General features: G+C 72.0%; 17 protein-coding genes and 1 riboswitch. Of the genes, 5 read left to right on the top strand and 12 right to left on the bottom strand.

The features are described 5' to 3' along the window. Nucleotides 1–37: 37 nt before the first annotated feature. Nucleotides 38–808 (bottom strand): LysR family substrate-binding domain-containing protein, encoded by a 771-nt coding sequence (locus ACWDX6_RS11725; protein ID WP_451484761.1) that lies wholly within the window; start codon nucleotides 806–808, stop codon nucleotides 38–40. 58 nt (nucleotides 809–866) lie between these two features. Here ACWDX6_RS11725 and ACWDX6_RS11730 point away from each other — a divergent pair, with 58 nt between their 5' ends. After that, the gene (locus tag ACWDX6_RS11730; protein ID WP_451484762.1) at nucleotides 867–1268 is read left to right on the top strand and encodes a DUF5997 family protein; all 402 of its coding nucleotides are present in this window, start codon (nucleotides 867–869) and stop codon (nucleotides 1266–1268) included. Nucleotides 1269–1355: 87 nt separating this feature from the next. Here the strand turns inward: ACWDX6_RS11730 and ACWDX6_RS11735 are convergent, their stop codons facing one another. From ACWDX6_RS11735 to ACWDX6_RS11750, 4 genes are all read right to left on the bottom strand, one after another. Beyond that, the gene (locus tag ACWDX6_RS11735) at nucleotides 1356–2006 is read right to left on the bottom strand and encodes a thymidine kinase (protein ID WP_451484763.1); all 651 of its coding nucleotides are present in this window, start codon (nucleotides 2004–2006) and stop codon (nucleotides 1356–1358) included. Nucleotides 2007–2080: 74 nt separating this feature from the next. Further along, complete coding sequence (locus ACWDX6_RS11740) at nucleotides 2081–3322, bottom strand: alkaline phosphatase family protein (RefSeq protein ID WP_451484764.1); 1242 nt, start codon at nucleotides 3320–3322, stop codon at nucleotides 2081–2083. After that, nucleotides 3322–3906: a DUF5998 family protein gene (locus ACWDX6_RS11745; protein ID WP_158991310.1), complete on the bottom strand. Its 585-nt coding sequence runs from the start codon at nucleotides 3904–3906 to the stop codon at nucleotides 3322–3324. The genes ACWDX6_RS11740 and ACWDX6_RS11745 overlap by 1 nt, the downstream gene beginning before the upstream one ends. A 64-nt stretch (nucleotides 3907–3970) precedes the next feature. Beyond that, the gene (locus ACWDX6_RS11750) at nucleotides 3971–6895 is read right to left on the bottom strand and encodes a GNAT family N-acetyltransferase (protein ID WP_451484765.1); all 2925 of its coding nucleotides are present in this window, start codon (nucleotides 6893–6895) and stop codon (nucleotides 3971–3973) included. Nucleotides 6896–7080: 185 nt separating this feature from the next. On the opposite strand from ACWDX6_RS11750, the gene ACWDX6_RS11755 reads away from it, so the two are divergent. Further along, entirely contained in the window at nucleotides 7081–7362 is a 282-nt protein-coding gene (locus tag ACWDX6_RS11755; RefSeq protein ID WP_215067828.1) for an HPr family phosphocarrier protein, read from the top strand. A 187-nt stretch (nucleotides 7363–7549) separates the two neighbouring features. Here the strand turns inward: ACWDX6_RS11755 and ACWDX6_RS11760 are convergent, their stop codons facing one another. The 4 genes from ACWDX6_RS11760 to ACWDX6_RS11775 form a co-directional block, all read right to left on the bottom strand. Beyond that, entirely contained in the window at nucleotides 7550–8233 is a 684-nt protein-coding gene (locus ACWDX6_RS11760; RefSeq protein WP_451484766.1) for a GntR family transcriptional regulator, read from the bottom strand. 230 nt (nucleotides 8234–8463) lie between these two features. Further along, nucleotides 8464–9246: a M23 family metallopeptidase gene (locus tag ACWDX6_RS11765; RefSeq protein ID WP_451484767.1), complete on the bottom strand. Its 783-nt coding sequence runs from the start codon at nucleotides 9244–9246 to the stop codon at nucleotides 8464–8466. 13 nt (nucleotides 9247–9259) lie between these two features. Next, a riboswitch (cyclic di-AMP (ydaO/yuaA leader) is annotated at nucleotides 9260–9425 on the bottom strand. 212 nt (nucleotides 9426–9637) lie between these two features. Continuing rightward, on the bottom strand, nucleotides 9638–11005 hold the full coding sequence (locus ACWDX6_RS11770) for a M16 family metallopeptidase (protein ID WP_451484842.1): 1368 nt from the start codon (nucleotides 11003–11005) through the stop codon (nucleotides 9638–9640). 26 nt (nucleotides 11006–11031) lie between these two features. Continuing rightward, a complete protein-coding gene (locus ACWDX6_RS11775) occupies nucleotides 11032–12390 on the bottom strand; it encodes a M16 family metallopeptidase (RefSeq protein ID WP_451484768.1) in 1359 nt (452 codons plus the stop codon). Between the two features lie 235 nt (nucleotides 12391–12625). Between ACWDX6_RS11775 and ACWDX6_RS11780 the strand changes: the two genes are divergently transcribed. After that, entirely contained in the window at nucleotides 12626–15082 is a 2457-nt protein-coding gene (locus tag ACWDX6_RS11780; protein ID WP_451484769.1) for a DNA gyrase/topoisomerase IV subunit A, read from the top strand. Nucleotides 15083–15132: 50 nt separating this feature from the next. Here the strand turns inward: ACWDX6_RS11780 and ACWDX6_RS11785 are convergent, their stop codons facing one another. After that, entirely contained in the window at nucleotides 15133–16194 is a 1062-nt protein-coding gene (locus ACWDX6_RS11785; protein WP_451484770.1) for a CobW family GTP-binding protein, read from the bottom strand. A gap of 180 nt (nucleotides 16195–16374) precedes the next feature. Between ACWDX6_RS11785 and ACWDX6_RS11790 the strand changes: the two genes are divergently transcribed. Next, a complete protein-coding gene (locus tag ACWDX6_RS11790; protein ID WP_451484771.1) occupies nucleotides 16375–18033 on the top strand; it encodes an ATP-binding protein in 1659 nt (552 codons plus the stop codon). After that, nucleotides 18030–18713: a DUF7342 family protein gene (locus tag ACWDX6_RS11795; protein WP_451484772.1), complete on the top strand. Its 684-nt coding sequence runs from the start codon at nucleotides 18030–18032 to the stop codon at nucleotides 18711–18713. The genes ACWDX6_RS11790 and ACWDX6_RS11795 overlap by 4 nt, the downstream gene beginning before the upstream one ends. 8 nt (nucleotides 18714–18721) lie before the next feature. On the opposite strand, the gene ACWDX6_RS11800 is transcribed toward ACWDX6_RS11795, so the two are convergent. Continuing rightward, the gene (locus tag ACWDX6_RS11800; RefSeq protein ID WP_451484773.1) at nucleotides 18722–20314 is read right to left on the bottom strand and encodes a solute symporter family protein; all 1593 of its coding nucleotides are present in this window, start codon (nucleotides 20312–20314) and stop codon (nucleotides 18722–18724) included. Continuing rightward, complete coding sequence (locus ACWDX6_RS11805) at nucleotides 20311–20829, bottom strand: DUF485 domain-containing protein (protein WP_451484774.1); 519 nt, start codon at nucleotides 20827–20829, stop codon at nucleotides 20311–20313. The genes ACWDX6_RS11800 and ACWDX6_RS11805 overlap by 4 nt, the downstream gene beginning before the upstream one ends. Between the last annotated feature and the right edge of the window lie 170 nt (nucleotides 20830–20999).

Here is a 20999-nt window from a genome sequence, read left to right on the forward strand (position 1 = left end):
TCTTCGCCGTACAGGAGTACCGCGTACCGCTGTCCCCTTACGACCGGCGGCGGGGCTTGCCGCGCTTGGCGGCCGTGGGGCCGCCGGAGCGGGCCCGGGTGTTCTTCCCGGCCGTCCTGCCGGTCGGCTTACCGGCTGTCTTGCCGGTCGGCTCGGCTTTCTCGGCGCGCTTGCCCTTCGGATCGGCCGTGGCTCCGGCCCGGCCGCGCGTGCTGTTGACGGTCCGGCCCCGGACGATGCCGATGAAGTCCTCGACCCGGTCGGTGGTCGCGTCCTCCCGCCAGGACAGCGCGACCCGCGACTCGGGGACGTCCGTCACCGTCCGGTACGTGAGGTCCTTGCGGTGGTGCAGACGCGCGATCGACTGCGGTACGACGAGCAGTCCGACGCCCGCCGCCACCAGCTCGACGGCGTCCTCCGTGGTGGCCGGACGCTCGATCGCCGGCCGTCCCGGCGGACGCTCCCAGTCCAGGGTGTCGTCCAGGGGGTGCAGCAGGATGTCGTCGGCGAGGTCCTCGGCGGACACTTCGTCGGCGGCGGCCACGAGGTGGTCCTTGGGGACCACGACGACCGTCGTCTCGGTGTAGAGCGGGATCGCGCTGAGGTCCGTCCGGTCGATCGGCAGCCGTACGAACCCGGCGTCGGCGCCGCCGCTCCGCAGGATGCCGGGGGCTTCGGCGGCGGCCACGGGAACGAGGTCCAGCGGGATGTCGGGCAGGCGCTCGTTCCAGATCCGCACCCACTTGCCGGGCGACACCCCCGGGACGTACGCGAGCCGGAACGATGGGGTTTCTTCCGAGCCTGTCACTCCGCCAGGTTACCGGTCGTGGTCGGAGGTAGCGCACATGCTCGATACCCTTGACCTCATGAAGTCGCACCAGAGCCCCCAGACGATGAAGCCCGCCACGGCGGCGAAGAAGCTGGGTGTGTACCTCGAGGCCACCCCCGCCGAGTTCCAGGAGGGTGTCGTCTCCCGTGCCGAGCTGAGTGCGCTGCAGACCGATCCGCCCGAGTGGCTGCGGGACCTGCGGCGCGACGGCCCGCACCCCCGCCCGGTGGTCGCCGCGAAGCTGGGCGTCTCCATCTCGGGCCTCGCCCGCGGCGGAGTGACCGAGCCCCTCACCACGGAGCAGATCGAGGCGCTGAAGACGGAGAACCCCGAGTGGCTCCAGAAGGAGCGCGCCGTCCAGGCCGAGGTCCGCAAGGAGACGGTGCGGATCAAGGAGAAGCAGGCCGAGCGGGCCACCGGCGACGACCAGCGTTCCTGACCTCCGATCCACGGAACGGTGTCGGCCCCTCACCCCGGACGGGGTGAGGGGCCGACGCGTCGTTCGGTGGGGCGGCCGCCGGGCGGCTCAGGCCGGGGTCACCGGCAGTACGTCGGGGGACAGCGCGCCGGCCCGGGCCGTGGCGCTGGTCATGTGGCGACGGTGGTGGCGGCGGCACAGGACCTCGTAGCCGATCTCCTCGGCCGGCCGGTTCACGTCCCCGATGACCACCTGCTCGCCCTCCACGACCATCTCGCCGCCCACCGTACGGGCGTTGTGCGTGGCGCGCGCGCCGCACCAGCACATCGCCTCGACCTGGAGGGTCTCCACGCGGTCGGCGAGCTCGATCAGACGCTGGGAACCAGGGAAGAGCTTGGTACGGAAGTCGGTGGTGATACCGAACGCGAAGACGTCCAGGTTCAGGTCGTCGACGATCCGGGCCAGCTGATCGATCTGGTCCGGAGCCAGGAACTGGGCCTCGTCCACGATCACGTAGTCGACCTTGCCGCCCCGCGACAGCTGGTCCACCACATACCCGTACAGATCCAGACCCGGACCCGCCTCCACCGCATCCGTCACCAGTCCCAGGCGCGACGAGAGCTTTCCCTCACCCGCACGGTCGTCGCGCGTGAAGATCAACCCCTGTAGCCCGCGCGCCGATCGATTGTGCTCGATCTGAAGCGCCAGAGTCGACTTCCCACAGTCCATCGTTCCGGAGAAGAACACGAGCTCGGGCATGGGAGGTTGCGGCCTTTCGGGCTGAGGGGGTGGCGGGAGCGGTGGCTCGGGAACGGCGGTGCGGCAGCGGCGGTTCAGGAACGGACTTCGAGGAGCGGGACGAACTGCTCCGCGGGCGTCATGGACCCGTGCACACCGACCATCGCCGACTCGTGCGGTTCGTTGACGGAGGCGGTGACGATCACGTCGTCACGGGCGGCGGCGACGACATCGCCGATCCTGCCGTAGACCCGCTCGTCGACCGAGTCGCCGAACCAGCCGAGCGCGATGGCCTCGTCCCGGCCCGCCACCCAGAACTGCTCACCGAGCACCTCCCGCCAGCAGGTCAGGACGTCGTTCTCGGCCCCCGGGACGGCGTAGACGTGGCGGGCGCGGCCCTCGCCGCCGAGCAGGGCGACACCGGCGCGCAGCTCCCAGTCCTCGTCGAAGTCGATCCGGGACTGCTCGTCGAAGGGGATGTCGACCATGCCGTGGTCCGCGGTGACGTACAGCGCGGAGCGGGGCGGCAGCTGCTCGGCGAGACGCTGGACGAGCCGGTCGACGAACATCAGCTGACCGCGCCAGGCGTCGGAGTCGATGCCGAAGCGGTGTCCGGCGCCGTCCAGCTCGCTGTAGTACGTGTAGACCAGCGAGCGGTCGCCGGCGGCGAGCTGCTCGGCGGAGAAGTCCATGCGTTCCTCGCCGGAGAGCCGGCCGTGAAACGTTCCGCCGCTCAAGGCGATCTTGGTGAGCGGCGTGTCCTGGAAGATCGGGGAGGAGACCTGGGCGGTGTGGATCCCGGCTTCGTGGGCGAGCTGGAAGACCGTGGGGTACGGCTGCCAGACGTGGGGCGGCGTCCACGGCTTCCAGCGGAGCTGGTTCATCAGCTCGCCGGTGTCGGGGTCGCGGACGGTGTAACCGGGCAGTCCGTGCTCACCGGGGAACCGTCCGGTGCCGACCGAGGCGAGCGAGGCCGCGGTGGTGGCGGGGAATCCGGCGGTCAGGGGGCGTCCGGTGCCGCCGCGCGAGGTGGCGAGTAGCGAGGTGAGGTACGGCGCCTCGTCGGGGTGCTCCTTGATCTGCTCCCAGCCGAGGCCGTCGATCAGGAAGACGCAGTTCCGGTCCGCGGGGGTGAGTTCGGCGATCCGGGCGTCGAAGCCGGGTGCGCCCTGCCCGGCGACGAGGGTGGGGAGGAGGTCGGCGAGCGAGCCGGAGCCGTACTCGGGGACGGGCGCGGAGCCGGGCGCGAGCGCGGCGACGTGCGGGTGTCCCCAGGCCGAGGACGCGGGGACCGGCTCGTCCGGCCAGCCGGAGGCGGTCGTGGTGGGCTGGACCATCAGCGGGTCGCCGCGGTGGCTTCGGAGAGCGACTGGGCGAAGGCGAGGGTCTGGCGGACCGTGTCCGGCCCGTCACCGGCGTCGCTGACGCGCAGGCTGAGGTCGTCGGCGGTGGCGTTGCCGGTGTAGCCGTGGTCGGCGTCGCAGTTGGGGTCGCCGCAGGCGGCGGGCTCCAGGTCGATGCGCGAGACGGCGCCCCAGCCGATGGTGAGGACGACCTCGCGGGGCAGCGTGCCGGGGGTGTACGACTCCGGGTTCGCGACGACGCGGCTGACGACGACCGAGGAGATCCGGTCCAGCTTGACCGACTCGGTGGACGTCGTGGCGTACGGCGTCGGAGAACTGGTGTCGGCGGCCTGTTCGTCGGTGTGGCTGACGATGAAGCGGTTGGCCGTCAGGACGAGGACGGTGACATGGCGGCGGACCTCGTTCGAGTCGAACGTGGTCTCCTGGTGCACCAGGTACGACGCGATCGCCTCGCCACCGACGGCGGCCTCCACCGCCTCGGCCACGAGGGCCGGGTAATAGCCGCTGCGCTCGATCGCCGCGCGCAGCCCCTGGGTCGTCGTACCGGTCTTCGCCATGGACTCCATCCTAATCCGTTGGAAGGGGCGCTCCGGGCCGCTCGGGGCGGGCCTGGCGGTGCGGTCAGTAGCTCGGCAGGCTGCGCGGGCCGAGGTCCGTACGGGGCGGGGGCGGGGCGAGGCGGACCATGGCGCCGAGCACGGAGAGGCCGCGCGCGGCCACGACCACCGGCTCCAGGGTGACCGCGACGACCTCGGGGTGGTCGTCGACGAGCCGGGAGACGCGCAGCAGCAGCTCCTGGAGGGCGGGGGTGTCGACGGGGTCGGAGCCGCGCCAGCCGAAGAGGAGGGGGGCGGTGCGGATGGACCGTACGAGCTCGGCGGCGTCCCGGTCGGTGGCCGGGACCAGCCGGTGGGACATGTCGCCGAGCAGCTCGGAGGCGGCTCCGGCGAGTCCGAAGGAGAGGACGGCGCCGACAGCCGGATCGATGGCGGACCGCACGACGGTGTCGACTCCGCGCGGCACCATCGTCTGGACGACCGGGTGGAGCTCCTCGGGCTTGCCGAGCGAGTCGGTCAATTCGGCGTAGGCGGTACGGAGTTGCCCCTCGGTGGCGAGATCGAGCCGTACGCCGCCGAGGTCCGGGCGGTGGCGCAGATGGGGCGCGGTCGTCTTCAGGGCCACGGGATAGCCGAGGCGGGCGGCGGCCGCGACGGCGGCGTCGGGGGTGGGCGCGGGGAGGGTCGGGAGGACCGTGATGCCGTACCGCGCGAGCAGTTCGCCGGCCGCCTCGGCGTCGAGGGTCACGCCCCGGGCGTCCGCGTCCGGCCCGAGCAGCCGCTCGATCTGTGCGGCGGCCCCCGCTTCGTCGATGTCCTCGTACTCCGGCACCCGCCCGGGCTCGGCGGCCTGCCGCCGCCACTGCCCGTACCGCACGGCCTCCGCCAGCGCCCGCACGGCCCGCTCGGCGGCGGGGTAGGCGGGGATGTTGCCACTGCCGGGCGAGGGCGGGGGCGAGGACGGCAAGGTGCCGGGGCCGACCGTCGTTGGATGCGACGGAGCACCGGGGCCGACCGTCGCCGGGTGCGGTGGAGCACCGGGGCCGACCGTCGTCGAGGGTGTCGACGGGCCCGGAACGGCGGGGGCGGTCGTCCGGGGGGCGGGTGACGGGCGGGTGCTCGTCGCCGCCGAGAGGGCTTCAGCAAGGCCCCCCATCTCGACGTGGACCACCACCACCGGCTTCGCCGGGGCCGGGGCGGAGGCGACGGCCTCGCGGAGGTAGGCCGCGAGGACCTCGCCGTCGCCGGACTCGACGGTGCCGTTCTCGCCGACCCAGGGGATCGCCGTCACGACGACCGCGTCACTGGTGTCGTCCGCGAGCGCCGCCGCCAGCGCCTCGCGGAAGTCCGCCGGGCTCGCCGCCGTCGTGAGGTCGAGCGGCCGCAGCGGACGCAGCCCTTCCGTCAGACAGGCGTCGTAGGTCAGCAGCCCGAGCGACTCGGAGTTGCCGAGGATCCCCACCCGGGGCCCGGTCGGCAGCGGCTGGGCGGCGAGAAGCAGGCCCGCGTCGACCAGTTCGGTGACCGTGTCGACCCGGATGACTCCGGCCTGCCGGAGCAGCGCGGAGACCGTGGCGTGCGGGATGCGGGTGACGGGAACCCGGTGGCCGGGGGGCGCGCTCCCGCTGTGGCGGGCCCCCTTGACCACCACGACCGGCTTGACCGCCGCCGTGCGCCGCGCCAGCCGGGTGAACTTGCGGGGGTTCCCGATCGACTCCAGATAGAGCAGGACGACGTCCGTCTCGGGGTCGTCGTACCAGTGCTGGAGGAGGTCGTTGCCGGAGACGTCCGCGCGGTTGCCCGCCGAGATGAAGGAGGAGAGCCCCGCGCCCCGCCGGTGGAGTCCGGCGAGGAGCGCGATGCCGATCGCCCCGGACTGGGTGAACAGCCCGATCCGCCCGGACGTCGGCATCTGCGGGGCGAGGGAGGCGTTCAGCCGGACACCGGCCGAGGTGTTGATGATCCCGAACGCGTTGGGTCCGATGATCCGCATGCCGTACGAGCGGGCCTGCCGTACCAGTTCCCGCTGGCGTTCCCGTCCCTCCGGGCCGCTCTCGGCGTAACCGGCGGAGAGGACGACCAGGCCCCGCACCCCGTGCTCGCCGCAGTCGGCGACCGCCTCCGGCACCCGCTCGGCGGGGACGGCCAGGATCGCCAGGTCCACCGGCTCGCCGATGTCCCCGACGGAGCGGAAGGCCGGCACGCCGTCGAGCGAGGCCGTCCCCTCGCCGAGGGCCCGGTTCACCGCGTACGTACGTCCGGTGTACCCGGACTCCAGGAGGTTGCGCAGCACGGTCCGGCCGACGCCGCCCGGGGTGCGCCCGGCTCCGACGACGGCGACCGAGCCGGGGGCGAGCAGGCGCTGCACGGAGCGGGCCTCGGCGCGCTGTTCCCGCGCCCGCTGGACGGCGAGCGAGCGGTCGGTGGGCTCCAGGTCGAGGTGGAGCCGTACGGAACCGTCCTCGAAGCTGCGCTTCTGGGTGTACCCGGCGTCCGTGAACACCTTGATCATCTTGGTGTTGGCGGGCAGCACCTCCGCCGCGAACCGCCTGATGTCCCGCTCCCTCGCCACCGCCGCGATGTGTTCGAGGAGCGCGGAGGCGACGCCTCTGCCCTGGTGCGCGTCCTGGACCAGGAAGGCGACCTCGGCCTCGTCGGCCGGGGCGCTCGCGGGGAGGCCCTGGGCGTTGATGCGGTCGTAGCGTACGGTGGCGATGAACTCCCCGCCGACGGTCGCCGCGAGTCCCACCCGGTCCACGAAGTCGTGATGGGTGAAGCGGTGGACGTCCTTGGCGGAGAGACGCGGGTAGGGCGCGAAGAAGCGGTAGTACTTCGACTCGTCCGAGACCTGCTCGTAGAAACTGACCAGCCGGTCGGCGTCGTCGACGGTGATGGGCCTGATGCGCGCGGTGCCGCCGTCACGGAGGACGACGTCCGCTTCCCAGTGGTCGGGGTATGCGTGTTCAGGCTGTTCCGACGCGCTCTGCATGGGCCAAGCGTACGGCCGGGGTACGACACCGGCACCGGTCGTGCACGGCGTGCGTGCCGTGCGGGGTACGGGCAAGGTAGGAAGGCCGAAGGGCCGCCGTGTCCGGGCCGGAGGTCGGTACGAGCATGCGGCCACCCGTGAGAGACTGGTCTAGACAACCCGCTTGAGACTTGAAGGGCAACACCATGGCTGAGCGCCGCGTCAACGTCGGCTGGGCCGAGGGCCTGCACGCCCGCCCCGCCTCCATCTTCGTCCGTGCCGCCACGGCCTCCGGCGTCCCCGTGACGATCGCCAAGGCCGACGGCAACCCGGTGAACGCCGCGTCGATGCTCGCGGTGCTCGGTCTGGGCGCGCAGGGCGGCGAGGAGATCGTGCTCGCTTCGGACGCCGAGGGCGCCGAGGCCGCACTGGACCGTCTCGCCAAGCTGGTTGCCGAGGGTCTCGACGAGCTGCCCGAGACCGTCTGACGACATCTCGCGAAGGAGCCGCGCCCGCCGGAACGACGGCGGGCGCGGCTTCTTCGTTTTCCGCGCGGTCGCTCCGACCGGGAATGTCAGGGGAACGCAAATTCCGGACGACGCGATTTCCGTCGCGGCATTTAAGGCAGCACGAATACAGCCGGAGAATTCCTTCTCTTTGTATACGGCCCCGTCGTTAATTCCGGATGCTCGCGGTGTTTACGACATGTTGCGAAACCCTCACACGCCCTCGCTCGGAGCGCTTGAGCCGGTGCAGGGCCAGCGACCGCTCCGCGTGCAGGGCGGTGAGCGCACGGGCCCGCTCGGCGTCGCCGCGCGCCACGGCGTCGACGATCGCCCCGTGCTCGGCCCATGCCTCCACGGGCTGGGCGGCCGGCTCGACCACGTACATCCAGGCGATCTTGTGCCGGAGCTGGGTGAGCAGCGCTGTGAGCGCCGGGCTGCCGGACGCCTGCGCGAGCGTCTCGTGGAACCAGCCGCCGAGCGAGCGCAGATCCTCGCCCTGGCCGCGTCTGGCCCGCTCCTGCCCCAGCCTGACCAGGCCGCGCAGCACCTTGAGATGGGCCTCGGTGCGGCGCTGTGCGGCGCGGGCGGCGCCGAGCGGCTCAAGGAGCGACCGTACGTCCAGCAGGTCGGCCGCCTCCTGCTCGGTGAGTTCGGCGACATGGGCCCCCGCGTGCCGACGGGTGATCACGAACCCCTCCGACTCCAGGGTCCGCAGCGCCTCGCGGACCGGGACGCGGGAGACTCCGTAGCGGCGGGCGAGCTGCTCCTCGGTCAGCCGGCCGCCGCGCTCGAAGACACCGGAGACGATGTCGTCCCGGATCGCCGTGCATACCGAGTGCGCGGGGATGCGCATGTCCGACCTCCGCCTCAATCCGCGCGAAACCCATCCGATTGACGTCCGTCCGCCGGTTCCTCGCCGGCTGTTCGATGACGGACGACTGTTCGGTGACTCTATTGCAGCGCGGCGGTAATTCCGATGGCTCCGGTGGATCCATGGATATCTTTTGGCCGAGAAAAGCCCCGGCTCAGTACGAGCCGGGGCTTTTCTGACGTGGACGGGCGGGACTGCCCGGCGCGGTCGGGTCAGACGTTCACGCCGCGGGCGCGCAGGTACGCGACCGGGTTGATGTCGGAGCCGTACTCGGCGCTGGTGCGGGCCTCGAAGTGCAGGTGCGGGCCGGTGGAGTTGCCGGTCGAGCCGGAGATGCCGATCCGCTCGCCCGGGGTGACGGTCTGGCCGACCGAGACGGTGATGTCCGCCAGGTGCCCGTACTGGGTGTACGTGCCGTCGTTCATCCGGATGACGACGTTGTTGCCGTACGCGCCGCCCCAGCCGGCCTCGACGACGGTGCCGGCGCCCACGGAGACGACCTTGCTGCCGTAGGCGGCGTGGAAGTCGACTCCGGAGTGGCTGCCGGAGGACCAGAGGGAGCCGCCGGTCTTGTAGCCGGTGGTGACGTACGAACCCGCGATGGGGAGCTGGAAGGAGTTCAGGCGCTTGCGCTCGGCCTCGCGGGCGGCGCGCTCCTTGGCCTCGCGGACCTCCTTGGCACGGGCCTCGGCCTTGCGCTTCGCCTCGGCCTGCGCGCGGGCCTCAGCCTTCGCCTTGGCGAGGGCCTCGACGGCCTCCCGCTCCTGGACGGCGGCCTGGACGTCGATCTGGTCCGCCAGGGACTCGGAGACGACGGCCTGGTTCAGGCCGGTGTCCTCGAGCGAGCGGGGGTCCGTGTCGGCGGCGAGCGCCGGGGAGGCGAGGGTTCCGAGGACGCCGGTGGTGGCGAGGGTGGCGACGCCGGCGATGCCCGCGCTGCGGCGCGCCAGACGGCTCGGACCACGATGCTTCCCGGTGGCACGGGTGAACGCCATGAAGTGGCTGATCCTTTCCTTCCTTCTCGCCTACCGGGTTAGCTGACGGGTTCGGAGCAGGAAGGTCTCCTACGGGCCCCTCCGCGCTCTGGCGAAGGCGTCCGATTCACCCCAGGGACTTCGTGTGGGTCCCCGGCTCCCCAGGCTCGCGCCTGACGGGGACTCGGCGATGACTGCCCGGTGCCGCGGATGCGGCGGGTGCTACTGACGAACAGCCGGACCGACGCTAAGCGGACTGTCTTTCAATCAGCAAACAGACCCGCCTTTTTGTAAGACATGCCACAGGGCAGAGGGGCACCCTCTCCCGCAATACGGACAAAGGCCCGGCAAAGGCGAGGACCCCGACGTACGGTGACGTCGGGGTCCTCGCAGCGGCGCGGGAGCGCCTCGATCAGCCGGTGACGACGGTCACTTCGCCGATGCCGAGCGCGCGCACGGGCTCCTCGATCTGCGCCGCGTCCCCCACGAGCACGGTGACCAGGCGGTCCACCGGGAAGGCGTTGACGACGGCCGCCGTCGCCTCCACCGTGCCGGTCTCGGCCAGCCGCGCGTACAACTGCGCCTGGAAATCGTCCGGAAGGTGCTGCTCGACCTGGTCGGCGAGCGTTCCGGCGACGGAGGCGGCCGTCTCGTACTTCAGCGGCGCCACGCCCACCAGGTTCTGCACCGCGACATCGCGCTCCGCGTCCGTCAGACCCTCGGCGGCGAGCGTGCGCAGCACCTTCCACAGGTCGTCAAGTGCCGGGCCGGTGTTGGGGGTGTCGACGGAACCGCTGATGGCGAGCATCGCGGCGCCGTTGCCCTCGCTGTCGGAGCGGAGCACCTGGCCGAAGGCCCGCACGCCGTAGGTGTAGCCCTTCTCTTCGCGCAGGACACGGTCCAGGCGGGAGGTGAGGGTGCCGCCGAGGCAGTACGTGCCGAGGACCTGGGCAGGCCAGACCCGGTCGTGCCGGTCGGGGCCGACGCGGCCGATCAGGAGCTGCGTCTGGACCGCGCCGGGACGGTCCACGATGACCACGCGGCCGGTGTCGTCGGCCGTGATCGGCGGCATGCGGCGCGGCTCCGCCGTGTCGCCCGTCCAGGCGCCGAGGGTCTCGGCGAGGACCTTGTCCAGGTCGACGTCGGTCAGGTCGCCGACGACCACGGCGGTGGCCGTGCCGGGCCGCACATGCGCGTCGCGGAAGGCGCGAACCGCTGCGGCGTCGATCGCGGCGACCGTCTCCTCGGTGCCCTGGCGCGGCCGGGACATGCGCGAGCCGGCCGGGAAGAGCTCCTTGGAGAGCTGCTTGGCCGCCCTGCGGGCGGGGTTCGCCGTCTCGTGCGGGATCTCGTCCAGCCGGTTGCGCACCAGCCGCTCGATCTCGGTGTCGACGAACGCCGGGGCGATCAGGGCCTCGGAGAGCAGACCGAGCGCCTTGGGCAGCCGGGAGACCGGGACCTCCAGGGAGACCCGTACGCCCGGGTGGTCGGCGTGCGCGTCGAGCGTGGCACCGCAGCGCTCCAGCTCCGCGGCGAACTCCTCCGCCGAGTGCTTGTCCGTCCCTTCGGAGAAGGCCCGCGCCATGATGGTCGCGACGCCGTCGAGACCCTCCGGCTCGGCGTCCAGCGGGGCGTCGAGGAAGAGCTCGACCGCCACCACCTTCTGCCCGGGGCGGTGACAGCGCAGCACCGTCAGGCCGTTGTCCAGCGCACCGCGCTCCGGGGCCGGGAAGGCCCAGGGGCGGGCGACGCCCGGCTTCGGCTGCGGGTGGAACTCCATGCTCGTCAAAGACGCGGCAGCGTCGCTCACTGGTCCGCTCCCTCTTCCTCGTCGCTCTCGCTGTCGCTGTCGCTGTGCTCGGCGGTGACCGGCTCGTAGACGAGCACCGCGCGGTTGTCGGGACGCAGCCGGGCCGCGGCGACCTCGCGCACCTCGTCGGCGGTGACGTCCAGGACGCGGTTCACGGCCGTCAGGGCGAGCTGCGGGTCACCGAAGAGCACCGCGTACCGGCACAGTTCGTCGGCGCGGCCGGCGACCGTGCCGAGCCGGTCCAGCCACTCGCGCTCCAACTGCGCCTGGGCGCGCTCCATCTCCTCGGGCGTCGGGCCCTCGGCGGCGAAGCGGGCCAGCTCCTCGTCGACGGCGGCCTCGATCTCGGGGACCTCGACGCCGCCCGACGTCTTCACGTCCAGCCAGCCCAGCGAGGGCGCGCCGGCCAGGCGCAGCAGGCCGAAGCCGGCCGCGACGGCCGTGCGGTCGCGGCGGACCAGACGGTTGTGCAGCCGGGAGGACTCGCCGCCGCCGAGCACGGTCAGCGCGAGGTCGGCGGCGTCGCACTCGCGCGTGCCGTCGTGCGGAAGGCGGTAGGCGGCCATCAGCGCGCGGGCCGGGACCTCCTCCTCCACGACCTCGCGCAGCTGCTCGCCGATGGTGTCGGGCAGCGTGCCGTCGCGCGGGGGCCGCTTGCCGTCGTGCGACGGGATGGAGCCGAAGTACTTCTCGATCCAGGCGAGCGTCTGCTCCGGGTCGATGTCGCCGACGACCGACAGCACCGCGTTGTTCGGCGCGTAGTACGTCCGGAAGAAGCTCCGCGCGTCCTCCAGCGTGGCCGCGTCCAGGTCCGCCATGGAGCCGATCGGCGTGTGGTGGTACGGGTGGCCCTCGGGGTAGGCGAGGGCGGTCAGCTTCTCGAAGGCCGTGCCGTAGGGCACGTTGTCGTACCGCTGGCGGCGCTCGTTCTTGACGACGTCGCGCTGGTTCTCCATGGACTCGTCGTCCAGAGCGGCGAGGAGCGAGCCCATCCGGTCCGCCTCCAGCCAGAGCGCGAGCTCCAGCTGGTGCGTCGGCATCGTCTCGAAGTAGTTGGTGCGCTCGAAGCTCGTCGTGCCGTTGAGCGAGCCGCCCGCGCCCTGGACCAGCTCGAAGTGGCCGTTTCCGTGGACCTGCTTCGAGCCCTGGAACATCAGGTGCTCGAAGAGGTGCGCGAGACCGGTGCGGCCCGCCACCTCGTGGCGCGAGCCGACGTCGTACCAGAGGCAGACCGCGGCGACCGGGGTCAGGTGGTCCTCGGAGAGCACCACGCGCAGGCCGTTGGCCAGCCGGTGCTCGGTCGCTGTCAGGCCGCCGGAGCCGGCCTCGGCCGTGGCCGTGTGACCCATGGGCATGTACGTCCCTTCGATCGCGATATGGAAAAGTCCTGCCACTGTATGCAAGCGCACCGACACCTGGCGAAGTTCCCGCAGGTTCGCCGCTTCCCTCTTCCGGGTCGCGGGGGTCGCGTACGGCCGACGAAGGGCCCGCGGCGAGGCCCAGCCCCGGGTCGCGGTCGGCGTTGTCGGTGGGACGGTCCACAATGGTCCGCGTCAGATCAACCTTGTTGGTGAAGGAGCCGCAGCCGCGATGGCCCGCCGCAGCACGAAGACACCGCCGCCGGACGACGCGTTCGAGGAGCGAATCCTCGACATCGACGTCGTCGACGAGATGCAGGGCTCCTTCCTCGAGTACGCGTACTCGGTGATCTACTCCCGCGCGCTGCCGGACGCCCGCGACGGCATGAAGCCGGTGCAGCGCCGCATCGTCTACCAGATGAACGAGATGGGGCTGCGTCCCGACCGCGGCTATGTGAAGTGCGCCCGTGTCGTCGGCGAGGTCATGGGCAAGCTGCACCCCCACGGCGACGCGTCGATCTACGACGCGATGGTGCGCATGGCGCAGCCGTTCTCGATGCGGGTCCCGCTCGTGGACGGCCACGGCAACTTCGGCTCCCTCGGCAACGACGACCCGCCGGCCGCCATGCGGTACACCGAGTCCCGGATGGCCCCGGCCGCGCTGCTGATGACCGAGTCGATCGACGAGGACACGGTCGACTTCTCGCCGAACTACGACGGCCAGGAGCGGGAGCCGGTCGCACTGCCGGCGGCGTACCCCAATCTGCTGGTCAACGGAGCCTCCGGCATCGCGGTCGGCATGGCGACCAACATGCCGCCGCACAATCTGGGCGAGGTGATCGCGGCCGCCCGGCACCTGATCCGGCACCCGAACGCCGATCTCGACGCGCTGATGCGGTTCGTGCCCGGCCCCGACCTGCCGACCGGCGGCCGGATCGTCGGCCTGTCCGGCATCAAGGACGCGTACGAGAACGGCCGCGGCACGTTCAAGATCCGCGCCACGGCGACGGTGGAGAACGTGACGGCCCGCCGCAAGGGCATCGTCGTCACCGAGCTGCCCTTCACGGTCGGCCCGGAGAAGGTCATCTCCAAGATCAAGGATCTGGTCGGCTCCAAGAAGCTCCAGGGCATCGCCGACGTCAAGGACCTCACCGACCGCAGCCACGGCCTGCGCCTGGTCATCGAGGTCAAGAACGGCTTCGTGCCCGAGGCGGTCCTGGAGCAGCTCTACAAGCTGACGCCGATGGAGGAGTCCTTCGGCATCAACAACGTGGCGCTGGTCGACGGCCAGCCGCTCACGCTGGGCCTCAAGGAGCTGCTCGAGGTCTACCTCGACCACCGCTTCACCGTCGTGCGCCGCCGCTCCGAGTTCCGCCGGAGCAAGAAGCGCGACCGGCTGCACCTGGTCGAGGGTCTGCTCGTCGCGCTCCTCGACATCGACGAGGTCATCCGTCTCATCCGCTCCAGCGAGAACTCCGCGCAGGCCAAGGAGCGCCTGATCGAGCACTTCTCGCTGAGCGAGATCCAGACGCAGTACATCCTGGACACCCCGCTGCGCCGGCTCACCAAGTTCGACCGGATCGAGCTGGAGTCCGAGCGTGACCGGCTCAACGGCGAGATCGACGAGCTGACCGGGATCCTGGAGTCCGACTCCGAGCTGCGCAAGCTGGTCTCCTCCGAACTCGCCGCGGTGGCGAAGAAGTTCGGCACCGACCGGCGTACGGTCCTGCTGGAGTCGGCGGGCGCGCCGGTCGCGGCCGCGTCCCTGGAGGTCGCGGACGACCCGTGCCGGGTGCTGCTCTCCTCGACCGGTCTGCTGGCCCGCACGGCGACGGCGGAGCTCCCGGGCGCCGAGGAAGGCAGGCGCGTCAAGCACGATGTGATCGTCTCGGCGGTCCCGGCGACCCAGCGCGGTGACGTCGGCGTGGTGACGTCGGCCGGGCGGCTGCTGCGGCTGGCGGTGATCGACCTGCCGCAGCTGCCGGACACCGCCGCCGCTCCGAACCTCGCGGGCGGGGCGCCGCTGGCGGAGTTCCTGACCCTGCGGGACGACGAGACGGTGGTCTGTCTGACCACGCTCGACGAGTCCTCGCCGGGTCTGGCGATCGGCACGCTCCAGGGCGTGGTGAAGCGCGTGGTGCCGGACTATCCGGCGAACAAGGAGGAGCTGGAGGTCATCACCCTCAAGGAGGGTGACCGGATCGTCGGCGCGACCGAGCTGCGCACGGGCGAGGAGGACCTGGTCTTCATCACCTCCGACGCCCAGCTGCTGCGCTACCAGGCCTCGCAGGTACGTCCCCAGGGGCGCCCTGCGGGCGGCATGGCGGGCGTCAAGCTCACGGCGGGCGCCGAGGTGATCTCGTTCACGGCGGTGGACCCGGCCTCGGACGCGGTGGTGTTCACGGTCGCGGGCTCGACGGGCACGCTGGACGGCTCGGCGGCCACGTCGGCGAAGCTGACGCCGTTCGACCAGTACCCCCGCAAGGGGCGCGCGACGGGTGGTGTGCGCTGCCACCGGTTCCTGAAGGGCGAGGACGTGCTCATCCTCGCCTGGGCGGGCGCCGCCCCGGCGCGCGCGGCCCAGCAGAACGGCACGCCGGTGGACCTCCCCGAGATCGACCCGCGCCGGGACGGCTCGGGCACGCCCCTGGCGAAGCCGATCGCGGCCCTGGCGGGCCCGGCGAGCTAGGGTCTTTCGTCCGGCCGGGGCCCGCGAGCCCGGCATGATCCGAACGAGGCCTAGCCGACCGGCCGCTCTTCGGTCTCGTTCCGCGGTACGTACCGCAGGACGCCCCACATGCTGTGTTCGTCGGGGGTGTCCTGCGGGCCGGTGAGCTCGCAGGCGGCGAGCTCCTTGCGCAGCGCTTCGGCGTCGATGCCGGAGCCGATGAGGACGAGTCGGGTCCGGCGCTCCTCGCCCTCCGGCCAGGGCTCGGGGTAGAAGTGCAGGAACCGGCCGACCGCGTGGACGCCGTAGCGGTTGACCGGGTCGGCCTCGCCGAAGTCGACGAAGCCCTTCATGCGGTAGAGGCCGTGGGGGCGGGAGTCGAGGAAGTCCATCAGGCGGCGCGGGTGCAGCGCGGTCCCGGTGGAGAGGGAGAGCGTCTCGTAGGCGGCGTGCGGGTGGGCCGCCGTGTCCTCGTCCGCGTACAGCAGATCCTCGATGGACATCTGTCCCTCGATCTCGTCCTCGGGCACGACCCGGTCGAAGAGGACCTCGGGGTCGATCCGCCCGTGCGCGGCGCGGATCACCGCGGCGCGCCCGGCCAGCCCGGCGACGGTGTCGTGGACGGCCTCCAGCTCCCGCTCCGCCACCCGGTCGGTCTTGTTGACGACGACCAGGTCGGCCAGGGCGAGGTGCCGGTCGGTCTCGGGGTGCCGGGCCCGCGTGGCGGAGAACTCGGCGGCGTCGACGACCTGCACGAGCCCGCCGTACACGATCCGCTCGTTCTCGCTGGCGAGCACCATCCGCACGAGCTCCTGCGGTTCGGCGAGACCGCTCGCCTCGATGACGATCACATCGAGCCGCGCGGAGGGCCTGGTGAGGACCTCCAGGTACTCGTCCAGTTCGCTCGCGTCGACGGCGCAGCACAGGCAGCCGTTGCCGAGCGACACGGTGGAGCCGACCTGCCCGGCGACGGTCATGGCATCGATCCCGATGTCCCCGAAGTCGTTGACCATGACCCCGATGCGGGTTCCTCGGGCGCTGCGGAGCAGATGGTTGAGCAGGGTCGTCTTGCCCGATCCCAGGAAACCGGAGAGGACGATGACGGGGATCTGCTGCGTCTGCTGCGTGCTCAAGGGGAACCCTTCCGGTGTCTCGACGCTCTGACGAAACCCCCAGAATAGGCACCCCGCGGCGGGGCGAGCCGCGCGGCCGGGAGGGCGGCCGCGCGGATGGACGGACGCCCCAGGGCTGGTGCGGCCCCCGCCTCCGGTCGGAATTTCCGGTCGCGCCGCCCCTCCCCGTACCGTTCCCGCATGAGCCCCGCACCGACCACCTCCGCGCGGCCCCCCGTGCGCCGTCGGCGGATCGGCTGGCCGCAGCGGGTCTTCTCGCAGGTCCTCCTCATGCAGCTGGCCATCGCCACCGGCGTGACCGTGCTCGCCACCGGCCTCTTCCTCGCCCCGCTCAGCGCCCAGCTCGACGACCAGGCGATGCGCCGTGCCCTCGCCATCGCCGAGACCACCGCGTCCCCGCAGGTCGCCGCCGCGCTGCGGGACTCATCGCCCTCCGCGTCCGGCCCTGTGCAGACGGAGGCCGAGCGGATCCGGCGATCCACCGGCGCCGAGTACGTCGTCGTCATGGACACCCGGGGCGTGCGCTGGTCGCACACCGATCCCGCGCAGATCGGCAGGATCGTCTCCACCGACCCCAGCTCGGCCCTGGCCGGCCGCGAGGTGATGGAGATCGACAGCGGCACCCTCGGCCGCTCCGCCCGCGGCAAGGCGCCCCTGAGGGGCGCCGACGGGACCATCGTCGGCGCCGTGTCGGTCGGCATCGAGTACGACAGCGTCCATGACCGGCTGCTCGGGGCGATCCCCGGGCTCCTCGCGTACGCGGGCGGCGCCCTGGCGGCCGGAGCCCTCGCGGCGTACCTCATCTCCCGCAGGCTCCAGCGGCAGACCCATGACCTCGCCTTCTCCGACATCTCCGCGCTGCTCGCCGAGCGCGAGGCCATGCTCCACGGCATTCGCGAGGGCGTCGTCGCCCTCGACCGCACCGGCCGGATACGGCTGATGAACGACGAGGCCCAGCGCCTCCTCGGGATCGGCCCCGAGGCCACCGGCCGCCCGCTGGAGGACGTGCTCGGCTCCGGGCGCACCGCCGACGTGCTGGCCGGTCGCGTGACCGGCGAGGACCTGGTGACCGTCCGCGGGCACCGGGTCCTGATCGCCAACCGGATGCCGACCGACGACGGCGGCGCCGTCGCCACCCTGCGCGACCGCACCGAGTTGGAGCGGCTCGGCCGCGAGCTGGACTCGACGCGCGGCCTGATCGACGCGCTGCGGGCCCAGGACCACGAGCACGCCAACCGTCTGCACACCCTCCTCGGTCTCCTGGAGCTGGAGATGCACGAGGAGGCGGTCGAGTTCGTCACCGAGGTCGTCGGCGTCCACCGCGCCACCGCCGAGCAGGTCACGGAGAAGATCCACGACCCGCTGCTCGCCGCCCTCCTCGTCGGCAAGGCCACGGTCGCCGCCGAGCGGGGCGTCTCGCTGCGGATCGCGCACGACTCACTGCTCCCCGACCGCCTGGTCGACCCGCGCGAACTGGTCACCGTCGTCGGCAACCTCGTCGACAACGCCCTGGACGCCGCGGCCGGCACCGCCTGCGCCCGTGTCGAGGTCGCCCTGCGCACGGAGGACCGCACCGTCGTCCTGCGCGTGGCGGACAGCGGCCCCGGCGTCCCGGAGGACCGGCGTGAGCTGATCTTCACGGAGGGCTGGAGCACGAAGGAGCTGCCGTCCCACGGCAAGCGCGGCCTCGGTCTCGCGCTGGTCCGCAGGCTCGCCGAGCGTCAGGGAGGCAGCGCCCGGGTCGGCGAGGGCCCCGACGGAGGCGCCGAGTTCACCGTCGTACTCCCGGAGGCGCTGAGCGAGCCGGAGCGCTCCCTGGCGACGGGTGACCGGCGATGATCGACGTGCTCGTCGTCGACGACGACGTACGGGTCGCACGGATCAACGCGGCCTATGTGGCCAAGGTGCCCGGCTTCCGGGTCGTCGCCACCGCGCACTCGACCGGGGAGGCCCTCTCCCGCCTGGCCGAGGTGCCGGTCGACCTGATCCTTCTGGACCACTACCTGCCGGACGAGAACGGCCTCGCGGTCGTGCGGGAACTGCGCCGGCTGGGCCACCAGACCGATGTGATCATGGTGACGGCCGCCCGTGACGTGGCGACCGTCCAGGCGGCGATGCGGCACGGGGCGCTCCAGTACCTGGTCAAGCCGTTCACCTTCGCCGGGCTGCGTACGAAGCTGGAGGCGTACGCGGCGCTGCGCCACACCCTCGACGGCGGTGGCGAGGCGGAACAGGCGGAGGTGGACCGGATCTTCGGCGCGCTGTCGGTCGGTGGGGCGGATCCCGTCCTGCCCAAGGGCCACTCCCCCACCACCGCCGAGCTGGTGCGCCAGGTGCTGCTCGCCGCCGACGGCGCTCTGTCGACGCAGGAGATCGCCGAGCGGGCGGGGGTGAGCCGGCAGACGGCCCAGCGGTATCTCAAGCTGCTGGAGCGGACGGGACGCGTACGGCTCTCCCTGCGGTACGGCGAGACCGGCCGCCCCGAGCACCGGTACGTGTGGGCCGGTTCGGCGGGCTGAGCCTCACGTCACACCGCCCCGGCGCCGGTCAGCGCCCGGACCTCCGTCTCGGCGTGTTTCGCCGGGTCCGGCGGCTCGTGCGAGGTGACGGTCCCGATCCAGCCGGCCAGGAAGCCCAGCGGGATGGAGACCACTCCGGGGTTCTGCAGCGGGAAGAGGTGGAAGTCGACGCCGGGGAAGAGCGCGTCCGGGCTGCCGGAGACGACCGGGGAGAGGACGACGAGCAGGACCGCCGGCACGAGCCCCCCGTACACCGACCAGACGGCGCCCCGGGTGGTGAAGTTCCGCCAGAACAGCGAGTAGAGGAGCACCGGGAGGTTGGCGGAGGCGGCGACGGCGAAGGCGAGCCCGACCAGGAACGCCACGTTCAGGTCGCGGGCCAGCAGCCCGAGCCCGATCGCCGCCGCGCCGATCCCGGCGGCGGCGAACCGTGCCACGGCCACCTCGCTGTACGCGCGCCCGTTGCGACGGCGCAGTGAGGCGTACAGGTCGTGGGCGACGGAGGCGGAGGAGGCGAGCGTGATCCCGGCGACGACGGCCAGGATCGTCGCGAAGGCGACGGCGGCGACGATCGCGAAGAGGACGGTGCCTCCCGTGGAGCCCGCTCCGCCGCCGAGGTCGAGCGCGAGCAGTGGTACGGCGGTGTTGCCCGCGGCGTTGGAGGCGCGGACGTCGTCGGGGCCGATGATGGCGGCCGCTCCGAAGCCGAGGACGATCGTCATCAGATAGAAGCTGCCGATCAGACCGATGGCCCACACGACGGAGCGGCGGGCGGCCCGCGCGGTGGGCACGGTGTAGAAGCGGGACAGGATGTGGGGCAGGCCGGCGGTGCCGAGGACGAGGGCGATGCCGAGGCTGATGAAGTCCAGGCGGGCGGTCCAGTCCCCGCCGTAGCGCAGCCCAGGCGCGAGGAAGTCCCGGCCGTGGCCGCTGCGTTCGGCGGCGGTGGTGAGCAGCTGGTCGAAGTTCCCGTGGAAGCGGAGGAGGACCAGCACGGTGAGGGTGATCGTGCCGGCCATGAGCAGTACGGCCTTGACGATCTGGATCCAGGTGGTGGCGCGCATGCCGCCCAGGGATACGTAGATCACCATCAGGGCGCCGACGCCGATGACCGTCCAGGAGCGGGCGGCTTCGCTCGTACCGCCGAGGAGCAGGGCGACGAGGCTGCCCGCCCCGACCATCTGGGCCACCAGATAGAGCACGGAGACGGTGACGGAGGAGGTTCCGGCGGCGATCCGGACCGGGCGCTCGGTCATCCGGGCGGCGACGACGTCGGCGAGGGTGAACCGGCCGCAGTTGCGGACCAGTTCGGCGACCAGGAGCAGGACGACCAGCCAGGCGACCAGGAAGCCGACGGAGTACAGCATGCCGTCGTAGCCGAAGAGGGCGATGAGACCGGAGATGCCGAGGAAGGAGGCGGCGGACATGTAGTCACCGGCGATGGCGAAACCGTTCTCCATGGGGGAGAACAGCCGCCCGCCGGCGTAGAACTCCTCGGCGGAGCCGTGCCGGCTGCGGCTCACCCAGGTGGTGATCGCGAGCGTCACCGCGATGAAGGCGCTGAACAGCAGCAGCGCCAGGGTCTGGTGGTTGCCGGTCACCGCTGGACCCCCCGCGTCATCTCCTGCGTGTCCCACCGCAGTTCCAGCGCCGCCCGGTCCCTGCGCAACCGGGCGTGCCGGGCGTAGGCCCAGGTCAGCAGGAAGGTGCTGAGGAACTGGCCGAGTCCCGCGACCATCGCCACGTTGACCGCTCCGACGACGGGTCTGGCCATCAGTCCCGGTGCGACGGTCGCCGCCACGACATAGGCGAGGTACCAGAGGAGGAAGGCGAGGGTCGCCGGGATCACGAACCGGCGGTAGCTGCCGCGTACTTCCTGGAACGCCGGACTGCGCTGGACCTGCAGATAGATGTCCGCCGCACTGTGCGCCGGCCGCTGCGGGGTTACGGCCCCAGCCGCCTCCGCGGCCGTATGCGCGTCCTCGCCGGCAGCCGCGTCCGTGTCGGCGGCCTCGCCCCAGCCGGAGGCCAGGGCGTCGTACCAGGGGTCGTCGATCCGGACCGCCGGACCGCCGGACCGCCCCGTGGGGGCGACCGGTCCTTCCTGCTTCTCCACCGGTGAACTCTCCTTGTCAGCGAACCGTTTCGGCCGCGTGCACAAGGATGGACAGAGCGGGAAGATCCAGGACTCTTCTCCTCCCCCACTTCACCCCATCAGGTGATGGAATCGCCGGTCGGCGTGTCGGAGCGCTCCTCAGGGCCGCCACCCTCACGCGAGGAAAGGCG

It is taken from the genome of Streptomyces sp. NPDC003027, assembly GCF_053591435.1.